Genomic DNA, 22,045 nt, shown 5'->3' with positions numbered 1-22,045 from the left:
ATCTATTCTTAATTACAGGTCTATGTTAACTCCAAATGCAAATTTTCTCTGGAAAGGATATGCATCTGCATCTCCGCTTGAGGCATTAATCGACTCTGGATCAACATATCTTTTGATTTCAGAGATCTCAAACAAGTTCTCTCCGGTTACATAAATTCTAACTTTGCTCACCTTCATTTTTTCTATCAAGGCCTGAGGTAAGCTATACCCTAGTGTGATGTTTTTGAATCTTAGGTATGCCCCGTTCAACAAGTAATTGGTTTGAGGAATATCCAATCCAGATCCATAATTGGCATCTGCCATCCAAGATTGAAGTACTGGATAAGCTGAATCGAGATTTTGGTCAGCCAAGCCTGCATCGATATAAGATTGCGAGTGCTGGTCCATTAAATCCGCTCCATCTGCTTGACCTCTGTAGAAATCCAAGTTCCATGGATAAACGTTTCCATAAGGCTGCTGGTAAGGTCCCCAGAATAGGTAACGGCTTGGATAATAATCTCTCTTCGCCACACCTTGCATGAAAATCGATAAATCAAATCCACTCCAGCTTACGTCAATGTTAGCTCCATATCTGTATCTGGCAGTAGAGTTACCAATCAATTTCAAATCCTTAGGATCATCTGAAGTTTGCCCTCTTTCGATTTTACCATCATTGTCTAAATCCACATACTTTGGCCATCCTGGGACAATGTCAAGTGCACCCCATGGAACAATGCTAGATTGATCTAATTGAGCGATCTCATCTTCATTGGCAAATAGTCCGTCACTTTCAAGTCCCCAAATTTCTCCTACTTCCTGACCTACTCTCCAGTTGGAGAAAAGATTCTGGTCATTCTGGAATTTTGTGATAGTTGATCTAGAATCGGAAAGGATCACTTTCACACCATATTGAACTGGGTTTGATGTACTTCCAACCTGGTCTCTATAGCCAATAGAAAGGTCAAATCCTTTGGTTCTTAAATCTGCAGCATTCTGTTTTGGTGGCGCAGTACCTAATACACCTGGAAGCTCTACTGGGTCAGTAAGCATTCCCTTAGTATCTCTAATGAAGTAATCAAAAGTACCACTGATTCTATCTCCCAAGAATCCAAAGTCCAAACCGACATTGGTAGAAATTACCTCTTCCCAAGTATAAAAGTTAGGATCCACTGCCAAAGAAGGAGCAGAGCTAATAATTGTTCTCTTGCTTCCATCAATCAAGTAACTTGAAAGGTTGGTTGGCAAGGCCTGGATATATCCAAAATTCGATACGTTTTGATTACCCAAACTACCATAAGAAGCTCTCAATTTGAATGTAGAAACTGCACTCGTTAATGGTTGGAAGAAATCTTCATCCATCATCAACCAAGAAGCTGCTACAGATGGGAAAAAGCCCCATCTATTATCACTTGGAAATCTTGAGGAACCATCGTAACGTCCATTAATTTCAAGAATATATTTATCAGCAAAAGTATAATTAATCCTTCCGAATAAACTTCTCAATGAGTAGGCGCTATAGGAAGGAGTAATAAAGGACTCTCCTGTGGTCAATCCGATATAAGGAAGAGACGAAGAAATTAATACCCTTCTTTCCGCCTGAATCGTTGAGTAATCATAATTCTCTTGGTTATAACCTGCCAAAACGTTAAAGTCATGCTTACCAAAAGTTTTGGAGTATTTTCCATAAAAATCAAAAATGGTCGTATTCAAAGTTCCATTTCTTTCGATGACAGATCCGTCACCGCCTTCTGTTCTGATATCTTCAGGACCGAAACCAATATTGTATTTCTTTCTATCCCAATGGTATTTCCATTGCTCTCTTTTGAAACTTGCTGTTCCTTTGAATACCAAATCACCATTTAAAGTTGTGGCAGTTGCTCCTAAAATATTTTGGAACCCGAACATGTTTTCCTGGTTTTCTCCACCATCAACAAGCCTTGCTGCTAATCGGCCCGTTTCAGTATTTGCCCAACTTCCATCAGGATTTACTGCTACATCGATTGGTCTTAAGTTGTAAACACTGGTGATGTTATTCGTAGGGTCTTCTCTTTTCGTCTGGTAAATGTTCAGGTTGTTATCTACATCTAACCATTTCAAAGGCTTGGCAGTAACTCTCGCTCTTAATGAATATCTTTTCCAATAATCATCCGCCAGCTTATTCAACCCATTCTCATTAGTGTAGTCTCCTGACACATAATATCCCATTGGCATTTTTCCACCACTATTTCCGCTGATGGCTAAACTATGGTTGGTAGAGAAACTTGATTTATTAAAGAAGTAATCATACCAGTCATAATTCCCCATATAAGCCCAAAGGTTCGGGTTATTTGGATCCAATCTGGTGTCTTCAATTGATGGGTCTTCAGATCTTTCTTTTGCCCAAGCATAATGCGCATCAGAATAATTCACATAATCCCAAGGAGTATTATTGGTAGAAGTTTCTAAAACTCTCGAATGTATGTAGGGATCAGTAACTGGCTCAGGAAGAACGGAAGGTCTACCCCAAGCGAAATAATTGTTATACGTAATTCTTTGGTTTCCTTCAGCGCCTTTTTTCGTAGTAATCAATATCACACCGAAAGCTGCTCTAGCACCATAGATCGCTGCAGACGCAGCATCTCTCAAGACAGAATAAGACTCAATATCCGATGGGTTCAGTCTCAATAAATCACTGTTATTACCAGCGATACCATCGATAATGATTAATGGATCACCTCCATTGATAGAAGTAAATCCTCTAATGTTAATATTTGGTACAGAACCTGGCTTTCCACCTTGATAGGTAATATTCAAACCTGGGCTCATTCCCTGAAGTCCCTGCATTACATTGGCAATAGGACGATCAGAAATTTCTTCACCTGATAACTGATCTACAGCACCGGTGACATTTACTTTTCTTTGCGTTCCATAACCTACTACCACTACTTGCTCTAGTAGTGTTTCTTCTTCTTCCAAAGTAAGATCTATTGTGCTTTGCGCTCCAACAGGCTTCTCTATGGTTTTGTATCCAATGAATGAAAACACCAAAACAGGATTTTCAGTACTCAGCTCAAGGGTATAAGCACCATCCAAATCTGTAATAGTACCGTTTTGAGTTCCTTTTTCCAATACAGAAACCCCAGGCATACCCAGCCCGGATTTGTCTATTACATTTCCTTTGACTTGGCTTTGAGCAAAGGACTGTAGCGTGACAGTCATCATGATCAAAACCAATAGTCCAACACTCCTAAAGTAGGGTTGTCGACCAGAGATTCTTTGTAAAAATTGCTTCATAAATTATTGTATTGATTTGATTCGTTGCCCATTCTCCTGTTTTGAACATACCACATAATTGTCCATTCTAAAACAGAAATTTATTGAATATTCATTCAATATTAAATATTGTAATTTATATATCAAAGGAATTTAATTTCATTTCTCTATAACTTAACGGTTAATTAATACTGAGGCATAATATTTCATACAGGCGAAAAAGTCCGATAATATTTAGCCTGAAAAGGGGGATATACCCATTAAAAAGTGCTCTAGGGCTCCCTAAGAGAAGGATATTTGGCTTGAACTCACTAAAAAAAATATAGTCGAAAATCAAAAAGTGATCTATATATCTGACATTCAAACCATAGGGTTTAAGTCATATTATATTAGAGGAAAATATTCATTTTCTACTCGACCATCGTCGTGAAGCTTCAAAATAGCATATCCTGGGGGTGTTTCTAGGTAATATTGTTTTCCGGCAGATTCTTCATCTCCTTCTCCCCACCAAAATCCGCTCAGGGAACCATTGCAGAAATAATGAACATCATTGTACCAAGTTCGATCCAATAAATGCTGGTGGCCGCTCAGGCATACTCGCACCTTGTCTTTATGCTTATAAAATAAGCTTTTTAACTCCTTATGATCTTTGTGCTGACCACCCACCAATGCATTGGTGATAGAGGTAATCGGAAAATGCGACATGACCAAGGTTGGAGTATTAGCAGGCAATTTTTCCAAATCCTTCTCAAGCCATTTCATTTGCTCTTCTCCAAGGCTTATACCCTCATAGTTTCCATCAAGAATAATGAAATGCCAGTTTCCTTTGTCAAAACTGTAATATTCAGCAGGCATTCCAAGTCTTTTGACTACATAAGGCTTGCCGTACATGGGTTCCTCTTCCTTATTGGGTACATCCCACCAAGGATCATGATTACCAATACAACTATACACTTCATCTTCACTTATTCCTGCACGAAATAAATCCCAAACCTTCCATTGCTCCAGCACTCGCTCCTTACTCACATCTTTATAGGAAGCATCATGAATACTATCGCCCCCATTTAAATAAAAATCTGGTTGATGCTTCTTTACTAAATTCAGCCAGTCCAAAGCTCTATTTGGAATATTATCTTCTGGTCTTATATGAACATCCGTGATATGAGCCACTGTCAAAAACGATCTTTCCTCATTCACTTTAGTCCCAGCAGAAACAACTTCCGGTAAAGCTATTCCCGCCGATAATAGACTTGTTTTCGCTAAAAACTTCCTTCTCTTCATTGTGTTTTTTTTTGAATAAAATCGATATTGAAAAAATTGATATCTACCTTATTAGTTCTTTTAAACCAAAATAGTTGAATGATCATTCAATATTATATGTTGTCAATTTTTAAACAAAAGAACATTAAATAAAAAATATCTTAATTAACTTAGTTTTATCATTTGATAAACATGAGCACGAAAGTTTCCATAAACAGGAAAAAAGAAATAATCCAAGGTTTTTATGATCTTGCAAAGATCAACGGAATAGAAAATACCTCTATCGCCAAAATAGGGAAACACCTGGAAATGCCGCCTAGCTTAATCATGCATTACTTCCCTACCAGAGATATCTTAATCTCAAACCTGATTTCTTTTATTCTCGAAAGATTACTTCGAATCTATACACCGATCATTCAGGAATTGCGCGTTCAGAATTATACGGATCCGGTAACTTTTGTAGAAAGATTGTTTTCAAGAGACTGGAATTTACTCATCGATGATGGAGTGTTTTATAGTTGCTTTAGCTTGATATTCAGAAATGACACGATCAAAAAAGAGTACAGAAACCTCCACCTTAAACTGAGAGAACAGCTAAAAGACATTCTGGATCAGGACGAAAAATTAAAGGAGAAAGATACCGAATTATTGGCTGAGCAAATCTTTGTGGTGGTAGAAGGGGCTTATTACTACCTATCAATGATTGATGAAAAAGAGCTTTACGATCAAAAAGTAGAAATCTTCAAAAATCAAGTTTATCAACTTCTACAGGCTTAAAAGATTTCTTTAGAAAACTTTTGCGATGCCCAAACCAAGGGTTGTCACATTATAGGCATTCGCCCGGAAATCCTGAGTTAAAACTCCTAACACTTCCCAACCATTTCGGATCTCAACTCCGTATTCGATGGCAACTCTCGTGACAAAATAAGTCTCTCCGCCTGCTACAAATTCACCTCCAAACCCCAAGGCAAAAGACCAATGTTCTTCTGGTTTAAATGTTCCCATCACTGCAGGAGCAATAGGTCTTTCTCTTTCGATTATTTCGCCTTCGGATTCGCTCTCAATAAAAAAATTCTCGTTTAAGAAATCAGTGTGAAGTCCTAAAGCAAATTTCTTACTTATCCAGTAATTATAGTCAATTGCTAAAGAAGGAACCATGGTGAATTGCTTTTTGCCTTCAGCATCTCTCCCTTGGCCTATTCGCGAATGACCCAAAACAAAAGCAATGCTATGCTTACCCTCTACTTCTTCGATTTCAATTTCTTCTTCCCCATTCTGCATTTCTTGCGCAATTGATAATGCTGCAGTGGAGAAAAATAGAATGAATAAAAGGGGAAAGAGATAAAAATTTTTCATAGCCGATTTTCAAAGAATTATTCTACTAAAATAAAATGATTCTCATTGGAATAAAAGGCCAATTATCAATCTTCCCCTGTTTTCAAACTAATAACTTCCATTTACTTGCTTTTTTCTAAAGTCATCTCAAAAAATTGATACCAATTATCTCCTTGCTTTATTTCACCAATCTCAAACCATTGCCCTTGTTCATTTATTTTGATTATATAGCGAATATTATCCATGGGATACCAATAAAATACTCCATCAATCAATTCTGCCTCAAAAGAACCTTTTCTCCCATTTTGAAGATAAGATTGAAAATCGTATCGCTCATGCTCTCCACTATAAGTTATTACCGCCATGGCATTGTGTATCACTTTCCCGCTTTCCATTCCCTTTCCTTCTATTAAGATCGCCGTTGAATCCAACTTGAATTGGATATTTTCTGTTTGAGTAAACTCATGCCTTTTTTGATCTGCTGCCATCATCCACCCTTTTCCTTCCCAAGATCCCACCATAGAGGCTAGCTGAGAAACATATTTTTTGGAAACTGGATCAGTATCCACATTTTGAGAAATTGCCTCCAGCTGAAAACCTGTAAAAGCTCCGACGAACACGATAATTTTAATTAGATTTTTCATTTGTAAATTGGTTTATATTATAAACTAAAAACAGAAATTTTTTTAATTGATGTAATTCTTAAGATTCTCCACATACGCTTCAAAAGCCTTGATTCCGGCAGGAAGTATCTTACATGTGGTCAAAGGTCTTTTTCCTTTGAAAGACTTTTCAATTTGTATGTACCCGGCTTTTTCCAGTTTATCCAACTGTACACTCAAATTTCCAGCAGTAGATTCCGTTTTCTCCTTCAAAAAGGTGAATTCTGCTTCCTCCACACTTAACAAGAGTGACATGACAGCCAACCTAAGTTGGGAATGAAGAAGTGGGTCTAAAGGCTTAAACACGCTCACGATAATTTCTTTTCAAATAATAACCGGGCACAAGATATCCCAAAATGATGGCAATACCTGATACTAAATACTGCTCCGTTACCGGCAATGTAAAAGCAATAATAGCGGCAATTGCCAAAATGAGTCCGCCCAGCTTTACCATGTTCACACGAATCAAGGTACCTGTTACAAACATCCCCAAAGCTGCCAAAATCAATATGACCGGACTCTGATTAAACTGTAGGGAAGGCATAAAGGCCAATACCACCATAATTCCTCCAAAAATCGCCAACCATAACTGATTGAGAACCACGTCAAGATGTGTCTTCACTCTTGCTTTCTGGGATTTTCTTACCCCGTACACAATACTGGCTATAATAGCTGGTATCACCAATAACCACACTGCATAGGGATACTCATAGCCTGATTTCTCCAGAAAATAGTGCCCCAAATTGCAAAGGGAAATGGTCCAGCCCCATAGTAAAATTTGAAAACTTCCGTCTCCAGCTGCCTCCCTTTTTGCTTTCCCAATCATCTCTGTGATGATGGCAAGGGATTCTTTTCCACTCAATTCTTTTTCCATAATATTATCTTTTTCTATTCTTACGACACAAACATAAATAGGTTTACATTATAAACCTATTTATTTCTAAATAATTATTTACCAGTGCTTTGAAGTTCATAAATCACTATATTTTGGCATGTCAAAGAATTTCTAAACCATGAAAAATATTTTTGATCCTGAAATTAAAGAGGAATTAATTCAAAGGATAAATAAGCTAAGCCCTGAAACACAGCCACTATGGGGAAAGATGAGCGTAGACCAAATGCTGGCACATTGTTGTGTCCCTTACGAAATGGCATTTACTGACAAACACCCCAAACCAAATGCAATCCTGCGGTTTTTATTGAAATCTTTCGTTAAAAACGGAGTTGTAAATGAAAAGCCTTATAAAAAGAACCTTAGAACTGCCCCGGCATTTATTATTTCTGGGGATAGGAATTTTGACGAGGAAAAAGCCAGACTTATCGCTTTCTTAAATCAGTCAGTAGATTTAGGAAAAGCACATTTTGAAGGAAAAGAGTCTATTTCTTTTGGACCCATGACCTCTGAGGAATGGAATAATCAATTTTATAAACATCTGGATCATCATTTGACACAATTTGGAGTATGATACACCCCGCCCAATCATTAAGGACATTTATTGGATCAAAGAATTTTGAAGAAAGTACCCGGTTTTATCAAACTTTAGGATTTGAAGTTAAAAAGATAAACCCTGGATTTTCCTTAGTAAAGGTGTCGGGGAATTTATGTTTTTACCTTCAGGATTATTATCAAAAGGATTGGTGTGAAAACTGCATGTTGTTTCTGGAAGTCGAACAGTTAGACGCCTATTGGGAGGCAGTAAAAATTTTGGGTTTACCAGAAAAATTTAAAGGAGTCAAGCTAAGTGAGATTAAAAAAGACGATTGGGGAAGGGAGTTTTTCCTTCATGATCCCGCCGGAAACTTATGGCATTTTGGAGAGTTTTTTGATTAATCTAAAGATCAAACGTTGAAATTTGCTATTTCAATAAACCTTTAGTTATTTATATCGTTCATAATCAGTAACATAAACTATAACCCAAAATTTTTATGAAAAAGACTTCTTTGATTCTCGCTCTATTAATTTTTGCTGGGCTCAGCTCTTATGCTCAATCTTCAGAAGAAAAGCTCGGGATGAATCAGATGTTTGCTAAATCAGTAAAATATCCGGCTGAAGCTAGAATGGAAAATGAAACTGGAATTGTGACGCTTTCCGTAGAAATAGATGAAGAAGGATACCCAGTAGGAGAACCTAAGGTTTATGCTGCAAGCGACATTTTGAAAGAGGAAATCCTCCGGACTTATAACCAAGTAAAAGAAGCGTGGGACCCTTCCTTCTTAGATGGAAAAGAAGCCGGTGAAGAATACCTAATGTCATTCGAGTTTATAATGAAAAAGGGTGCTGAATTTATCAAAAACCCGCTGAAAGAATACAAAGTAGAAAAAGAGGTGGACCATTTAGCGATTCTAAATAAAGCCATTGAAGAGAATCCTTTTTCATCAAAATTGTATGAAAAAAGAAGTGAATATTATACCATGAAAGGTGAAATGTGGCTTGCTAAGCTAGATTATAACCAAAGTGAGTTTTTAAAGAAAAATGAACTGACCAATGTAGTGATTGTAGGGTATGGTGCATCAAACAAACCTAAATCACTGTAAGTAAAATTCAATAATCAAAAGAAGGAGAATCAATGGTGGTTCTCCTTTTTGTTTTCCTGACACTTTACATTTTTTCCAGTCCTACTACCTTTGTGGTAAAGATCTTATCTATGATTAATTCCAAAATCATCCTACTCGGATTCATAATCTGTCTTTTTACTGCCTGTTCGGAGAAAAATACCTCGAGCCAAGAAACAGTTGAAACTGAAGAAATCACCCCGGCAACTACGCTTCACGAGGCAGATAACTCTATGACTTCTTTGGATTGGAATGGCACATATTCTGGGATAGTCCCATGTGCCGATTGCACTGGGATTGAAACTACTCTGACGTTAAACCGAGACATGACTTATAGGATCGTCACCAATTATTTGGGTAGAAACGATGCTTTGGAAGAAACTTTTAACGGAACCTTCCATTGGGATGAAACAGGATCCAAGGTCATTTTGGTAGACGTAAAATATGCTCCATCACAATTTAAAGTGGGAGAAGATAAAATCTGGCAACTTGATCGTTCAGGGCAGATGATCACTGGAGACTTGGCAGATCATTACATCCTACACAAAAAATAAAATCACTTAAAACGCACAATCTTACCATGTGCCTTTGATGTCATTTCGCTAGGAATAGCCTCTGTGATCTCATTATATAGCAATTCCACCAATTTTTGCTTTAGATAGCTTCTATTGAGAATGATACTTACTTCTCGAGTAGGTGGAACTCCATCAAAAGGTCTAAGTCTTTTCTTTTCCTCATCTGAAAGGTCAAACGTTGCCAATTCGGGAAGTAAGGTAATTCCCTTGTATTTATTCACCATGTTTTTTAGTCCTTCCAAAGAACCACTTTCATAGTGAAAATTGCTGGGTCCACTGAGATTCTGATCACATAAATTAATTACTTGATCCCTGAAGCAATGCCCCTGCTGCAAAATCCAAAGGTCTTCTTTCTTAACCATATCAGGCTTAAAAACTTTTTCCTTCAAAAGAGGATGATCTTGACTGAGATAGGCATAAAACTTTTCATAGAACATAGGCTTTTCCAAGATGCCATTTTCTTCCAGTGGAGTTACAATAATCCCAAGATCTAAATCATCATTTTTTAATTTCCTGACAACCTCCTCGGTCACCATTTCCTGTACTTCCAACTTGACTTTTGGAAACTTTTCTAAGAAACTTCGAATGAATAAATGAAGAAGATAAGGAGCAAGTGTAGGTATTATTCCCAGCTTAATCACTCCTGAAATATCGCCTTTGAGCTGAGCCACCAACTCAAATATCCCCTTACCTTCAGAAACGACTTTTTTGGCCTGTGCAATGATCTGAACGCCAATTTCAGTAGGAATCACGGGCATTTTGCTACGATCAAAAAGGATTACTCCTAGATCCCTTTCCAACTTACTCAATTGAGCACTCAAGGTAGGTTGAGTAACAAAGCAGCTTTCTGCAGCCTGCCCAAAATGTCTGTGCTTATCCACAGCGATCAAATATTCAAGTTGTTGGATGGTCATTGCTTCTTTTTTGGTGCTTAAAAGTAAAAAAATCAAATCTAGTTCCCGCGCAATTGTATCCATCATTTACAAGGGCTTCTAAATTTTAAGGGGATAACTTTCCTAAGTATCAGAAAAACAGTAATTTATTTTTCGATTCAAAACGATTAGCCAAAAACCCAAAATTAAAACCATGAGTAAATCCTCTTTTTCAAGACGGAAGTTTTTAAGCACCTCCCTCTTAACGACAGTTGGCCTGAGCAGTATACCAGCCATGACTTTCGCCAATGCATCTTCTTCAAAAATAATCGATTCTGGTCAAGTCCGACTGGGATTTATCGGAGTTGGTAGACAGGCCATGGGTTTGCTGAATAATATGATGAAAAACCCTTTAGTGGAAGTAGTCGCCGGTGCTGATATCTATAAAATCAAATTAGAGAGATTCAAACAGCGCGTAGCTAAAAATTATCAGGAAAGGAATCAAGAAAGCCCAGCTGTGAGCTTATATGATGACTACAAAAAATTATTAGAAAACCCTGAGGTAGACGCGGTAGTGATTGCGTCGCCAGATCATTGGCATGCTTTGATGGCCATTGATGCTTGTCATGCAGGAAAAGATATTTACCTGGAAAAACCCCTCACTTTTACCATAAAAGAGGGGCAGGAATTAGTCAAAGCGGTCCGATCAAATGGTACCGTGCTAGCGGTAGGAAGTATGCAACGATCTGGAGCCAATTTCCAACATGCTGTTAGAATGGTTCAGAAAGGAAATCTTGGCAAAATTTCAGAGGTATTGGTAAATGTAGGAACTCCTGCTAACCCAAAACCCTATGACTTACCCGCTCAACCTGTTCCTGAAGGTTTAGACTGGAATTCCTGGGTTGGGCCACTGCCTGACATCCATTACAATGAAGAACTCAATCCTCCCATCAGCTTAAACCCTGAGGAAAATGAAAAAATGTGGGGAGCCTGGAGATGGTATCAGGAAACAGGAGGAGGCTTGATGACAGACTGGGGTGCACATATGGTCGATATAGCCCAATGGGGATTGGGAATGGACAGAAATGGACCATCCGAAATTATCCCTGCTTCAGACTCCAATCCTTTGACCTATTATTATTCCAATGGAATTAAGATGCACATCACACCCTTTGATGAAGGAAGACAAGGGGTTAAGTTTTTTGGGGAAAAGGGCTGGATAAAAGTGTCAAGAGGGCAATATGATACGAATGTGGCTTCCTGCGAAAGAAAGTTCTCAAATGAAGAAACAAGCTTTGGAGCTCATCATGTGGATTTCATCGATTCGATTCTGAAAAGAAAAGATCCCGTTGTTCCCGTGGAAATTGGCCATAGCACCTGTACAGCCTGTACTTTAGGAAACATAGCTGCTAAACTAGGAAGGCCATTGAAGTGGGATCCCAATACGCAAGAATTCATCGATGACTTCGAAGCAAATACACAATTGCATTATGTCTATCAAAATGGCTATTCCCTTGGCTAAAAGCCCAATCTTTCACTAGATAACAATCTCCATGAAATCGAAATTAACGATCATTATACTAGCAGAAATTCTGCTGCTATTTGTCTTTTTGTTTTCACGATGCTCTTCCAAAGAGTCATCTGGTGAAATGGAAAATACCAGTTCTGATGATTCCATGGCCTCTTTTGTGGCCGATCCCCAAGTCGTGGCGGAAAAACCTATTCCCAAACTTCAAATAGGAGATACCGCCCCAGATTTTAATTTACCGGGAATAGATGGGGATTTTCATCAACTTTCAGAGTATGATGATTCGGATGTTTTAGTTGTGAATTTTACTTGCAATCATTGTCCCACAGCGCAGGCATACGAGGATCGATATATCAAAGCGGTGGAAGATTATAAAGACAAGAGTGTTGCCTTTATAGCAATTTCTACCAATAGTCCGATCGCAATTCTTCCAGAAGAATTGGGCTATACTGATTTGAGTGATACGTATGAGGAAATGAAAATTAGAGCAGCAGAAAAGGCTTATAATTTTCCGTACCTCTATGATGGGGATACGCATGAGTTTTCGTTGGCCTATGGACCAGTGGCCACACCGCATGTATTTGTCTTTGATAAAAACCGTAAACTCACCTACTCTGGTAGAATAGATGTTTCAGAAAAACCTGGGACGGCAAATGCCGAAGATCTCCGCAAAGCAATTGACTATACGCTTTCTGGAGAAGCTTTGCCCGAGGAAGAAGCCATGACTCCTTCATTTGGATGTTCTATGAAATGGGCTTGGAAAAATGATTATACGATCAAAACAAATAAGGCCTGGAAAGAAAAAGAAGTCACCTTAGAAAAGCTTTCTCCCAGTGGACTTGCCGAACTGCTTCAAAATAACACAGATGAATTACTGCTTGTCAACTTTTGGGCGACCTGGTGCGGGCCTTGCATCATAGAATATCCAGAGTTTGTAACCATGCAACGGATGTATGGAAAACGTGATTTTCAATTTGTTTCTGTGAGCATGGATAGACCCGATCAAGATGCGAAAGCCTTAAAATACCTGAAAGGAAAATACTCCGCTTTGCCCAATTATTTAATGGACACGGAAGATAAATATGAAGTTATTGACGTGGTGGGAAAGGAATGGGATGGAAGCTTACCTATCACGCTTTTGATAGAGCCAGGTGGACAAATAGCCTACAAAATTTCTGGACCTATGGATCCTTTGACTATGAAAAAACAAATTGTAGACCATCCTAAAATCGGTCGATATTATTAATTTACTTTTTATACAGTTAAATTGTATAAAATTTAAATAATCTGATTAAATGTCCCTTCACCATCAATTATCTCTTTCCCTGTACACCAATTCAAGAGCCTTTATCCAATTGATACAGGGATACTTGAATGATTTTCATCTGACTTATCCACAGTATATGGCCATGAGTATTTTATGGGAGGAAGATGGGATTTTGGTTAAGCAATTGGGTGAAAAGCTTCATCTGGACTCGGGTACTCTTACACCGTTGCTTAAAAAACTAGAGGCCATGAACTATGTGAAGCGGGTAAGAGGAGAGCAAGATGAACGAACAGTAAGAATAGAGTTGACCTACCCAGGAAAATCTCTACAACCTAAAATCCTTCAAGCTCTCTCCCCTTTGGAGGAAAACATCAATGAATATATTAGTCAGGATGTAGTGGCATTAAACAATTCTTTGCAAAACCTGTTTGAGAGCATAGAAACCCTCAAACAGAAAAGTAAAGAATGAAAAAATTATCAGTTGACTACACAGCAGTAGCTGTAAATACCGGAGGTAGAAAAGGTCATGTTAAAACAGATGATGGCTTATTGGATTTTGACGTAGCAATGCCAAAAGAAATAGGTGGTGAAGGAGGAAAAACTAATCCAGAGCAACTTTTTGCTGCAGGCTATGCTGCATGTTTCGGAGGCGCACTTGGGTCTGTAGCTGGAAAGATCAGCCTAAGAGATTCCGAAATCACTGCAAAAGTACACTTAGGAAGTTTTGCTCCTGAGGACTACGGATTAGGAGTGGATATTTTTGTCAAAATACCTCATGCAAAATCACTAGAAGAGGCTCAAAAACTTGCTGATGAAGCACATGCAATTTGCCCTTATTCTAAGGCAACGGCTGGAAATATTGAAGTCAATGTAACTGCAATCCTCTAACTGGGGATTCAGTTTACCTATCTTAAAGTTTGAGTTTGGCCAATTTCTACCATTGCTAAAAGCTCCATTTTTAATTTATCCGCCTGCAACTCATCACTGCTTGCACCTTCTAAATCTCCCAGTTCTTTTTTGAGCCTTGCTCTCATAATATAATATTCTGGGGTATAAGGGTTATTTTCTATTGCCTCATCGTAAACTTTTACTGCTTTCTCTAGCTTTCCCTTATCCTGAAACTTTTTTGCTTTTCCATGATAGTCTGTTGGAAGAGAATTGTAATAGATATTATAGCTGAAGATAACTAGGTATTCCCTGTCAACAGCCTCACCATTAAGTTTACTCGGAGTCCAATCAGCGGTAAGTTTTGCAAGGCTTTCTTCTGCTTGAGCAGCAAGTTCATCGGAAACCTCTTCCTTCACTTCAACAGATTCAAGATTTCCTGAAGAATCAATTTTTAATGAATAAATGACATTCCCTTCCACACCGTTGGCCACGGCTTTCTCTGGGTAAGTTAGCCCTTGGCTCAAAATAGTAATCAAATTTCCCTTGGTATAACTGGCTTTTACAAAATCAGATTCCGTTTCTGGGTCAAATGGAGTCTGGGCAATGGAACAAAAAGATATCAAAAACAAGAAATAGCATACTAGGCCTCTAAGCATAATTTAATTTTAATTGGTAAGTAGAAACCAATATAAGGAATAAAGTATATTGAGAATATCTTTAGTTAACTAATTAAGAAATTCTAACAACTCCCTTTTTAAATTTACTTCTTTCTTGAAGAGCTAGGATAGCTTTTTTGGCTTCTGACAAATGATACTCTTGAATTGATTCTCCTTTAAGTTTACCCTCTAGAAACCATTGATTTAGCCGATCCATATTTTGAAGGTTTAATTCTACTTCTTTCTTTGAAAAATTACCCCAAAATACCCCTACAATAGCACATCCCTTAAGCAGAGGAAGATTCATCGGAATTTTTGGAATCTCTCCATTAGCAAAACCAACAATAAGATAGCGTCCCTTCCATGCAGTGCCTCTCAAAGCCGCCTCAGTGAAGTTGCCACCCACCGGATCTAGCACCACATCCACTCCTTTCCCATCCGTCAATTCCTTAATTTTATTTTTTAGATCCTCACTACCATAGTTAATCAGCTCATCGGCTCCCTTTTCCTTACAGAAAGCCAGTTTTTCATCTGATGAAGCAGCAGCGATTACTTTGGCACCCATTGCCTTCCCCAATTCAATGGCTGCCGATCCTATGGCTCCAGAACCCCCTAAAACAAGGAGAGTTTCTCCTTTCTTCAATTCCCCACGATCTTTTAAAGCATGGTAAGAAGTGCTGTAAGAATAAATTGAGCTTGCTGCCATTACATAAGAAATTGCATTTGGGATTTTAAAAACTCGTTCAGCATCTACCACTACTTTCTCAGCAAAGCCTCCCCATCGACAAAGAGCCAAAACCCGATCACCTTTTTGGAAGTTTTTCACCTCCTTACCCACCTCCACAATTTGACCTGCTGCTTCTCCGCCTGGAGAATAGGGAAGGGAGGGCTGAAATTGATATTTATTCTGCAGAATCAACAAATCCGGAAAACTCACTCCACAAGCTTCTACTTTGATCAACACCTGATTGGAATCGGGAATTGGATCAGGCCTTTCTCCTAAAAATAGATTTTCTACAGACCCGAACTCTTCACAAACAATCGCTTTCATTTAATAGTCAATTAGGTGTTTTGGCTTGAAAATTAGGTTTTAAAATAGGCATTTCATGCTGAAAAGGATAATTTTGAGGCCTTTACCAAAAAATCCCAGATATATGGCTGTAAATGATTTTATCCGAGACAACAAAGATCGATTTCTTAATGAATTATTGGATTTGCTCAGAATTCCTTCTGTAAGTGCTGACCCTAAATTTAAAGACGATGTTTTTGCTGCTGCAGAGTTTGTGAAAGAAAGCATGGAAAAAGCAGGGGCAGATACGGTTGAAATCTGTCAAACCGCAGGCTATCCAATCGTCTATGGAGAAAAAATCATTGACCCTAGCCTTCCTACTGTTTTGGTTTATGGCCACTATGATGTGCAGCCAGCAGACCCCTATGAGTTATGGGATTCCCCTCCTTTTGAGCCAGTGATCAAAAAGACAGAGCAGCATCCTGAAGGAGCCATTTTTGCCAGAGGATCTGCAGATGACAAAGGACAGTTTTACATGCATGTGAAGGCTTTCGAAGCGATGATGGCTTCAGGAGATTTGCCTTGCAATGTGAAATTCATGATAGAAGGAGAAGAGGAAGTGGGTTCGGATAATCTTGACAAATTCGTTATTGAAAACAAAGAGAAACTGAAGGCTGATGTCATCTTGATCTCTGATACGCATATGATTTCCATGCAAGATCCATCTATTACAGTTGGTTTGCGAGGAATGGCTTACATGGAAGTTGAAGTTACTGGTTCCAATCGTGACCTTCACTCTGGCACTTACGGCGGAGCGGTCGCTAACCCGATCAATGTGCTTTGTGATATGATTGCTTCGATGAAGGATGAAAATGATCATATCACCATTCCTGGCTTTTATGATAAAGTCCAAGAGTTAACTGCAGCACAAAGAGAGCGTCTAAACCTAGCGCCATTTGATCTTAAGGAATACCAGGATAAGTTAGATATTGAGGAAGTTCACGGAGAAAAAGGCTTTACAACCATAGAGCGGGTGGGGATTAGACCTACGCTGGACGTGAATGGAATCTGGGGAGGATATATAGGTGAAGGAGCCAAAACCGTCCTTCCTTCAAAAGCGCATGCAAAAATCTCCATGAGACTTGTTCCTGATCAGGACTGGCATGAGATCTCCGAACTATTTGAAAACTATTTCAAATCCATCGCTCCGAAATCTGTAAAAGTCAAAGTGAAAGCTCATCATGGTGGAGCTCCAGCCGTAGTATCAGATTCATCTGTAGGTTACAAAGCTGCTGAAGCTGCCATGGAAGAGACTTTTGGAAAAAGACCAATACCTACTAGAGAAGGTGGTTCCATTCCGATTGTTGCTTTATTCCAAAAAGAATTGGGATCAGATCCTATTTTATTCGGATTTGGACTTGATACTGACGCTTTGCATTCGCCAAATGAACATTATGGTGTCGCAAACTATTTCATAGGTATTGAAACCATTGCTGCTTTCTTTAGACACTTTAGAAATCTAAAACAGCAATAATTCAGGAACTTAATTCCACTCGTTTTCCTTTGAATTACAATCATTCTATTCCCAAATGAAATTTCCTCGATTTCTGCTGGCTTTCGCAGCCTTCTTTATTTTACTTATAAACTTCGGAGAGCTGAAGGGTCAAATTGTGACCCCACCAGAATGGGAAATAACGTTATCTCCTGAAAAACCAGCTTTGGGAGAAGAGGCAACTCTTGTCTTGGAAGCTAAAATTCCAATCGGGTGGTATGTTTATTCCAATGATTTTGACCCGGACCTAGGGCCAAATCTCACAGAATTAAATCTTGAGGAATCTGAGGATTATACGGTTTCAGGAAACTTAATTGCCATTGACCCTAAAGAGAAATATGATGAAACCTGGGAAGGGGATGTCACTTACTTCATGGGGAAGGGAAGGTTTGAGCAAGGAGTTATTTTAAACACGCCAACTGGAACAATCCAAGGCAATTTGGAATATCAGATGTGCTCGGATGTAACTGGGCTTTGCATCAATTACGACCTGGATATTCTTGTCAACTTCAATACAGAAACTGGAGAAAACTCTAGCTCGACTTCTGAAGAATCTTCTGAAAATAATACGGAATCAGACAGTCCATTTGGGATGGTAGATTCTGAAGATAATTCGAGTGATACCCAAGTCTTAAACAACACGAATTTTACCGCAGATAACGAGATCGTTGATACATCATTAATTGGCTTCATGGCCTTGGCCTTTTTAGCAGGATTGGCAGCTTTATTGACTCCATGCGTGTTCCCGATGATTCCGATGACGGTAACTTTCTTTACTGGAAGATCTAAATCCAAAGCTAAGGGAATACAACAAGCCATTATCTACGGTCTCTCCATCATTGGGATATATACCATCGCCGGAACAGCTGTAGCAGCTATTCAGGGACCAGAGTTTGCAAATTGGCTGGCAACTCATTGGCTACCCAATCTCTTTTTCTTCGGAGTATTTATCTTCTTTGCCCTAGCTTTCTTAGGCTTATTCGAGATCAATCTTCCTTCTGGATTGGTGAATAAAGTAGATGCAAAAGCAGAAAAAGGAGGCTTCGCTGGCGTGTTCTTCATGGCCTTTACTTTAGTGCTGGTTTCATTTTCCTGTACAGGACCGATTGTAGGATCCATTCTTATTTCATCCGCAGGTGGTGAACTCATTAAGCCAGTTTTAGGAATGTTTGCCTTTTCTATGGCTTTTGCTATTCCTTTCACCTTGTTTGCCATTTTCCCAGAGTGGATGAAGTCTCTTCCTAAGTCTGGTGGATGGTTAAACTCTGTCAAAGTAGTTTTAGGTTTCTTGGAACTTGCCCTGGCCTTTAAATTCCTTTCTATGGCAGACTTGGTTTACCATTGGGGAATTTTGGACCGAGATGTATTCTTGGTGATATGGATTGTAATTTTTGCTGCCTTAGGGTTTTACCTTCTTGGGAAAATCAAACTACCACATGACTCTCAAACAGAATCTATTGGAGTACCAAGACTTCTTTTGGCTTTGATCACATTTATGTTTGTCATCTATATGATTCCTGGCCTGTTTGGAGCTCCACTTAAGCTACTCAGCGGATACCTTCCTCCTTTGACCACACAGAATTTTTCCTTGACATCAAGTAAGACAGATTCTGCGGAAGAAAGTAGTTCTGAAAACATCAAATACGATGATATCTTAGATATCCCTTTAGGGATCAATGGCTACTTCGACTATGATCAAGCCCTAGCTGCTGCAAAGAAAGAAGGGAAGCCATTAATGATTGATTTTACTGGACATGGCTGTGTGAATTGCCGAAAAATGGAAGAAAATGTTTGGGTAGAGCCAGCCGTTTTATCCAGATTGAAGAATGACTTTGTGATGGTGGCGCTCTATATCGATGAACGCTTGGAGTTACCAGAAAGTGAATGGTATACTTCTGAATACGATGGCAAAGTCAAAAAGACATTGGGTAAACAGAATGCAGATTTTCAGATTACCAAGTTCAACAATAACGCCCAGCCCTATTATGTGATCTTGGATCATGATGAAAACTTGCTTGCCAAGCCCCATTCTTATGATACAAATATTCAGAATTTTGTAGACTTTTTAGACGGAGCAAAAGAAGAATTTGAGAAGAGAAAATAAAATCAACCCTCTATAATTCGATTTTTTACAGCCTTTTGAACTGCTTCCAATTTACTATGAACCTGCAGTTTATGGTAGATGTTCTCAATGTGCTTTCGTACTGTTTTTGGAGAAATAAATAAGTTTTCCCCTATCTGGTTGTAATTCAAACCTTTTGAAGTTTGCTCAAGGATTTCAACCTCTCTTTTGGTCAAAGTTATTTCCTCCTTTGGTTCTTCAAAATTTGGAGGGTTTCTGAGAAGTTTCAGGGTTTTTAAAGCTACAGATGGAGTCATGGCTGCTCCACCTTCAAGTGTTTCCTTTATTCCTTTGAAAAGAGTTGTTGGGTCCACTTCCTTAAGAAAGTATCCATTTGCTCCAGCCTGGACAGCTTTAAAAATATACTCATCATTATCAAAGACGGTCAACATGATCGTTTTGATCTGCGGATACTTCTTTGAAACAAGCTCCACAGCTTCGATTCCATTCATTTTTGGCATTTCAATGTCCATAAGGATCAAATCAATATTGGAATCTTTTTCCAGCTGCTCCAAAAGCTCAAGCCCATTGTAAGCTGTAAACTTCACGTTAATTTCCTTAAATAAGGACAGCTTTTCCAATATTGCTTGTAGCAAAAAGTTATTATCCTCAGCAATCGCAATTTTAATCTTCATCCCAAAAAATACATTAAAATATACATATCTCTGTTCCCTGTCCCATTTCAGATTTAATAGAGAGCTCCCTACTGATTCGATCTGCCCTGTTTCTCATATTACCCAAGCCGTTTCCGAGATTTCCATTCTTTGAGATACCGACTCCATTATCTGAAACACAGATTTTTATTTTACCCCTATTTTGAGAAATAGAAATTGCAATCTCACTGGCTTTTGAATGTTTCAATGCGTTATTAATAGCTTCCTGAACAACCCTAAAATAATTCATGCCTTCCATGGAGTTCAGTAACAGTTTTTTATCAACAGCAGCATCAATTTCAAGCTTAAAATCAACGTTTGGAAAAGAATCATTTGCCTTAGAAATCAAATTGGCAAGCCTTCCTTCAATATCTTCTACGCTAATATGATCCTTATTCATTGCCCAAATAGTGTCCCTAAGTTCATTTATGGTCTCCACAGTAAATCCAGAAATTTGATCTATTTTTTGCCCCATTAATTCTGAGCTAAGATTTCCAAATTTTAAATTATTCAAAGAGGAAATAATAAAGGTTAGTTGCGCTCCAATATTATCATGCAAATCGGTAGAAATTCTATCTCTTTGCTCATGTAGCCTCTTTTGGGTTTCTTGCTCGGCAAAAATTGCTTGAAGTTTTGCCTCCTGCTGTAAATGCCTATTCCTATTTTTTTGACGGTAGTAAAAGAAAAACCCTAGCCCAAATGCCACTAAACCTAGAAGTAGCAATAGTAATAACTGGTTGTTTCGGCTTTTAACCAAAAGCTCATTTTCTGCCAAAGCCGCTCTTGACTCAGCGAGCTCCCTTTCTTTTGTTTCTACTTGATATTTTGTCTCGAGTTCTCCTAATGTTCTTATACGTTCTTCTTTAAAAATTGAATCTTTTATGACAACATACTCTTCCAAATAATCCATCGATTTGATAAGGTCTCCTTTGGCTTTATGGAAACCATATTGCTCATATAGGTAGTCTCTCTGTTTTTCTGTTGACCCACTTAGCTCCACATATTTATAAGCAGAATCCATCATCACCTGAGCATGGGGAAAGTTTCCTGTTTTATAGGCAATGGTAGCCAGGTTAGTATAGTTAGCCGCCAAGCTATAGCTATTCTGATCCTTCATATTGAGATTCACAGATGTTTCCAACCAGGATTTAGCCTCTTGATACTTTTTCTGTTTCAGGAGTGTGTTGCCAATATTGTTGAAAGTAAAACTGACTCTTAAACTATCCAGCTCATCAATATTTTCCAGGACTTTATAATGATAAAAAAGTGCTGAATCTGGTTTATCCCAATCATCAAAATTTATCCCTATGGCATTCAAAGCAAATGCTTTAAAAGTGGGTCTTGCCTCAGTAAATTCGTTGAGTAATTCGTAGGCTCTCTTACCGTATTCCACTCCTCGGGCATAATCTTCCATGTCGTGATATACTACGGAAATATCCAGCAAGGCATAGCCCATATAATTACTATCCAGAGCTGCTGTGGCATTTTCAAGACCTTTCTGGGAATAAAATAGGGCCTGATCCCAATTTCCTGAAGTGGCTTCCAGACGGTTTAATCGAATATAACAAAGGCTTATTAAGTCACTTGATTCGCTGGGATTTAAAAGTTCTGCACTTTTAAGAAAGGTTTCAGTGGCCAGGTCATTTTCAAATTCTCGATTGTATTTTTCAGCTACAAAAAACCAATAAACTCCGCTATCATTCGCATTGAAGAGGTTCTCCTTTTCCAATTCAAAAATAATCTCAACAGAATCAGAATTTACATACGTACGACCAAGCCTCTCTCTTAAAGTCTGTGAGAATAAAAAGGGTACATTAAATAACAGGATAAATCCTAGAAAAAGTAAACGGGACATTAATCTTTAAGCGTAAACATTTTAAAT

At 38.5% G+C, this 22,045-nt stretch carries 22 protein-coding genes; 11 read left to right on the top strand and 11 right to left on the bottom strand.

Features of this window, described 5'->3' with window-relative positions; genetic code table 11:
• Positions 1-12 precede the first annotated feature (12 nt).
• Entirely contained in the window at positions 13-3,252 is a 3,240-nt protein-coding gene (locus ALPR1_RS01350) for a SusC/RagA family TonB-linked outer membrane protein (protein WP_008197883.1), read from the bottom strand.
• 363 nt (positions 3,253-3,615) lie between these two features.
• Positions 3,616-4,512 carry a metallophosphoesterase family protein gene (locus ALPR1_RS01345; RefSeq protein ID WP_008197881.1) on the bottom strand — a complete coding sequence of 299 codons (897 nt, stop codon included), beginning with the start codon at positions 4,510-4,512 and terminating at the stop codon, positions 3,616-3,618.
• Positions 4,513-4,683: 171 nt separating this feature from the next.
• Between ALPR1_RS01345 and ALPR1_RS01340 the strand changes: the two genes are divergently transcribed.
• Entirely contained in the window at positions 4,684-5,268 is a 585-nt protein-coding gene (locus ALPR1_RS01340) for a TetR/AcrR family transcriptional regulator (protein ID WP_008197880.1), read from the top strand.
• A 9-nt stretch (positions 5,269-5,277) separates the two neighbouring features.
• Here ALPR1_RS01340 and ALPR1_RS01335 read toward each other — a convergent pair whose 3' ends face one another.
• The 4 genes from ALPR1_RS01335 to ALPR1_RS01320 all read right to left on the bottom strand — a co-directional run bounded on the left by ALPR1_RS01335 (position 5,278) and on the right by ALPR1_RS01320 (position 7,362).
• Positions 5,278-5,847, bottom strand: coding sequence for a hypothetical protein (locus ALPR1_RS01335; protein ID WP_008197878.1), 570 nt, complete (start codon positions 5,845-5,847; stop codon positions 5,278-5,280).
• Between the two features lie 101 nt (positions 5,848-5,948).
• Entirely contained in the window at positions 5,949-6,470 is a 522-nt protein-coding gene (locus ALPR1_RS01330; protein ID WP_008197876.1) for a hypothetical protein, read from the bottom strand.
• A gap of 42 nt (positions 6,471-6,512) precedes the next feature.
• Positions 6,513-6,800, bottom strand: a complete 288-nt coding sequence (locus ALPR1_RS01325) for a winged helix-turn-helix domain-containing protein (protein WP_008197875.1) — start codon at positions 6,798-6,800, stop codon at positions 6,513-6,515.
• A complete protein-coding gene (locus ALPR1_RS01320) occupies positions 6,787-7,362 on the bottom strand; it encodes a hypothetical protein (RefSeq protein WP_008197874.1) in 576 nt (191 codons plus the stop codon). Before ALPR1_RS01320 ends, ALPR1_RS01325 begins: the two co-directional genes overlap by 14 nt.
• Positions 7,363-7,501: 139 nt before the next feature.
• On the opposite strand from ALPR1_RS01320, the gene ALPR1_RS01315 reads away from it, so the two are divergent.
• The 4 genes from ALPR1_RS01315 to ALPR1_RS01300 all read left to right on the top strand — a co-directional run bounded on the left by ALPR1_RS01315 (position 7,502) and on the right by ALPR1_RS01300 (position 9,595).
• Positions 7,502-7,954, top strand: a complete 453-nt coding sequence (locus tag ALPR1_RS01315) for a DUF1569 domain-containing protein (RefSeq protein WP_008197873.1) — start codon at positions 7,502-7,504, stop codon at positions 7,952-7,954.
• Positions 7,951-8,319, top strand: coding sequence for a VOC family protein (locus ALPR1_RS01310; protein ID WP_008197872.1), 369 nt, complete (start codon positions 7,951-7,953; stop codon positions 8,317-8,319). Before ALPR1_RS01315 ends, ALPR1_RS01310 begins: the two co-directional genes overlap by 4 nt.
• A gap of 95 nt (positions 8,320-8,414) precedes the next feature.
• Positions 8,415-9,023, top strand: a complete 609-nt coding sequence (locus ALPR1_RS01305) for an energy transducer TonB (protein ID WP_008197871.1) — start codon at positions 8,415-8,417, stop codon at positions 9,021-9,023.
• A gap of 110 nt (positions 9,024-9,133) precedes the next feature.
• A complete protein-coding gene (locus ALPR1_RS01300; protein WP_008197870.1) occupies positions 9,134-9,595 on the top strand; it encodes a copper resistance protein NlpE in 462 nt (153 codons plus the stop codon).
• 2 nt (positions 9,596-9,597) lie between these two features.
• Here the strand turns inward: ALPR1_RS01300 and ALPR1_RS01295 are convergent, their stop codons facing one another.
• Positions 9,598-10,530: a hydrogen peroxide-inducible genes activator gene (locus ALPR1_RS01295; RefSeq protein ID WP_040303103.1), complete on the bottom strand. Its 933-nt coding sequence runs from the start codon at positions 10,528-10,530 to the stop codon at positions 9,598-9,600.
• Between the two features lie 172 nt (positions 10,531-10,702).
• Here ALPR1_RS01295 and ALPR1_RS01290 point away from each other — a divergent pair, with 172 nt between their 5' ends.
• From ALPR1_RS01290 to ALPR1_RS01275, 4 genes are read left to right on the top strand one after another with little or no spacing between them, the layout of a single operon-like run.
• Positions 10,703-12,010: a Gfo/Idh/MocA family protein gene (locus ALPR1_RS01290; RefSeq protein ID WP_008197867.1), complete on the top strand. Its 1,308-nt coding sequence runs from the start codon at positions 10,703-10,705 to the stop codon at positions 12,008-12,010.
• Positions 12,011-12,041: 31 nt separating this feature from the next.
• Positions 12,042-13,262 carry a redoxin domain-containing protein gene (locus ALPR1_RS01285; RefSeq protein WP_008197865.1) on the top strand — a complete coding sequence of 407 codons (1,221 nt, stop codon included), beginning with the start codon at positions 12,042-12,044 and terminating at the stop codon, positions 13,260-13,262.
• Positions 13,263-13,311: 49 nt separating this feature from the next.
• Complete coding sequence (locus tag ALPR1_RS01280) at positions 13,312-13,752, top strand: MarR family winged helix-turn-helix transcriptional regulator (protein WP_008197864.1); 441 nt, start codon at positions 13,312-13,314, stop codon at positions 13,750-13,752.
• A complete protein-coding gene (locus tag ALPR1_RS01275; protein ID WP_008197863.1) occupies positions 13,749-14,171 on the top strand; it encodes an organic hydroperoxide resistance protein in 423 nt (140 codons plus the stop codon). Before ALPR1_RS01280 ends, ALPR1_RS01275 begins: the two co-directional genes overlap by 4 nt.
• A 17-nt stretch (positions 14,172-14,188) precedes the next feature.
• On the opposite strand, the gene ALPR1_RS01270 is transcribed toward ALPR1_RS01275, so the two are convergent.
• Both ALPR1_RS01270 and ALPR1_RS01265 read right to left on the bottom strand, forming a co-directional pair.
• Positions 14,189-14,827, bottom strand: coding sequence for an energy transducer TonB (locus ALPR1_RS01270; protein ID WP_008197862.1), 639 nt, complete (start codon positions 14,825-14,827; stop codon positions 14,189-14,191).
• Positions 14,828-14,900: 73 nt separating this feature from the next.
• Entirely contained in the window at positions 14,901-15,878 is a 978-nt protein-coding gene (locus ALPR1_RS01265; protein WP_008197861.1) for an NADPH:quinone oxidoreductase family protein, read from the bottom strand.
• Positions 15,879-15,981: 103 nt separating this feature from the next.
• Here ALPR1_RS01265 and ALPR1_RS01260 point away from each other — a divergent pair, with 103 nt between their 5' ends.
• Together ALPR1_RS01260 and ALPR1_RS01255 are read left to right on the top strand one after the other, a co-directional pair.
• A complete protein-coding gene (locus ALPR1_RS01260) occupies positions 15,982-17,370 on the top strand; it encodes a dipeptidase (protein ID WP_008197860.1) in 1,389 nt (462 codons plus the stop codon).
• A 55-nt stretch (positions 17,371-17,425) separates the two neighbouring features.
• Positions 17,426-19,492: a protein-disulfide reductase DsbD family protein gene (locus ALPR1_RS01255; protein WP_008197859.1), complete on the top strand. Its 2,067-nt coding sequence runs from the start codon at positions 17,426-17,428 to the stop codon at positions 19,490-19,492.
• Positions 19,493-19,494: 2 nt separating this feature from the next.
• On the opposite strand, the gene ALPR1_RS01250 is transcribed toward ALPR1_RS01255, so the two are convergent.
• Together ALPR1_RS01250 and ALPR1_RS20150 are read right to left on the bottom strand one after the other, a co-directional pair.
• Positions 19,495-20,145, bottom strand: coding sequence for a response regulator transcription factor (locus tag ALPR1_RS01250; RefSeq protein WP_008197858.1), 651 nt, complete (start codon positions 20,143-20,145; stop codon positions 19,495-19,497).
• Positions 20,146-20,158: 13 nt separating this feature from the next.
• On the bottom strand, positions 20,159-22,018 hold the full coding sequence (locus ALPR1_RS20150; protein WP_008197857.1) for a tetratricopeptide repeat-containing sensor histidine kinase: 1,860 nt from the start codon (positions 22,016-22,018) through the stop codon (positions 20,159-20,161).
• Positions 22,019-22,045: the final 27 nt, after the last annotated feature.

It is taken from the genome of Algoriphagus machipongonensis (genome assembly GCF_000166275.1).
GTDB lineage: Bacteria > Bacteroidota > Bacteroidia > Cytophagales > Cyclobacteriaceae > Algoriphagus > Algoriphagus machipongonensis.
The sequence above is the reverse complement of the archived record's forward strand: the minus strand, read 5'-3'. Positions and strand labels throughout refer to the sequence as shown.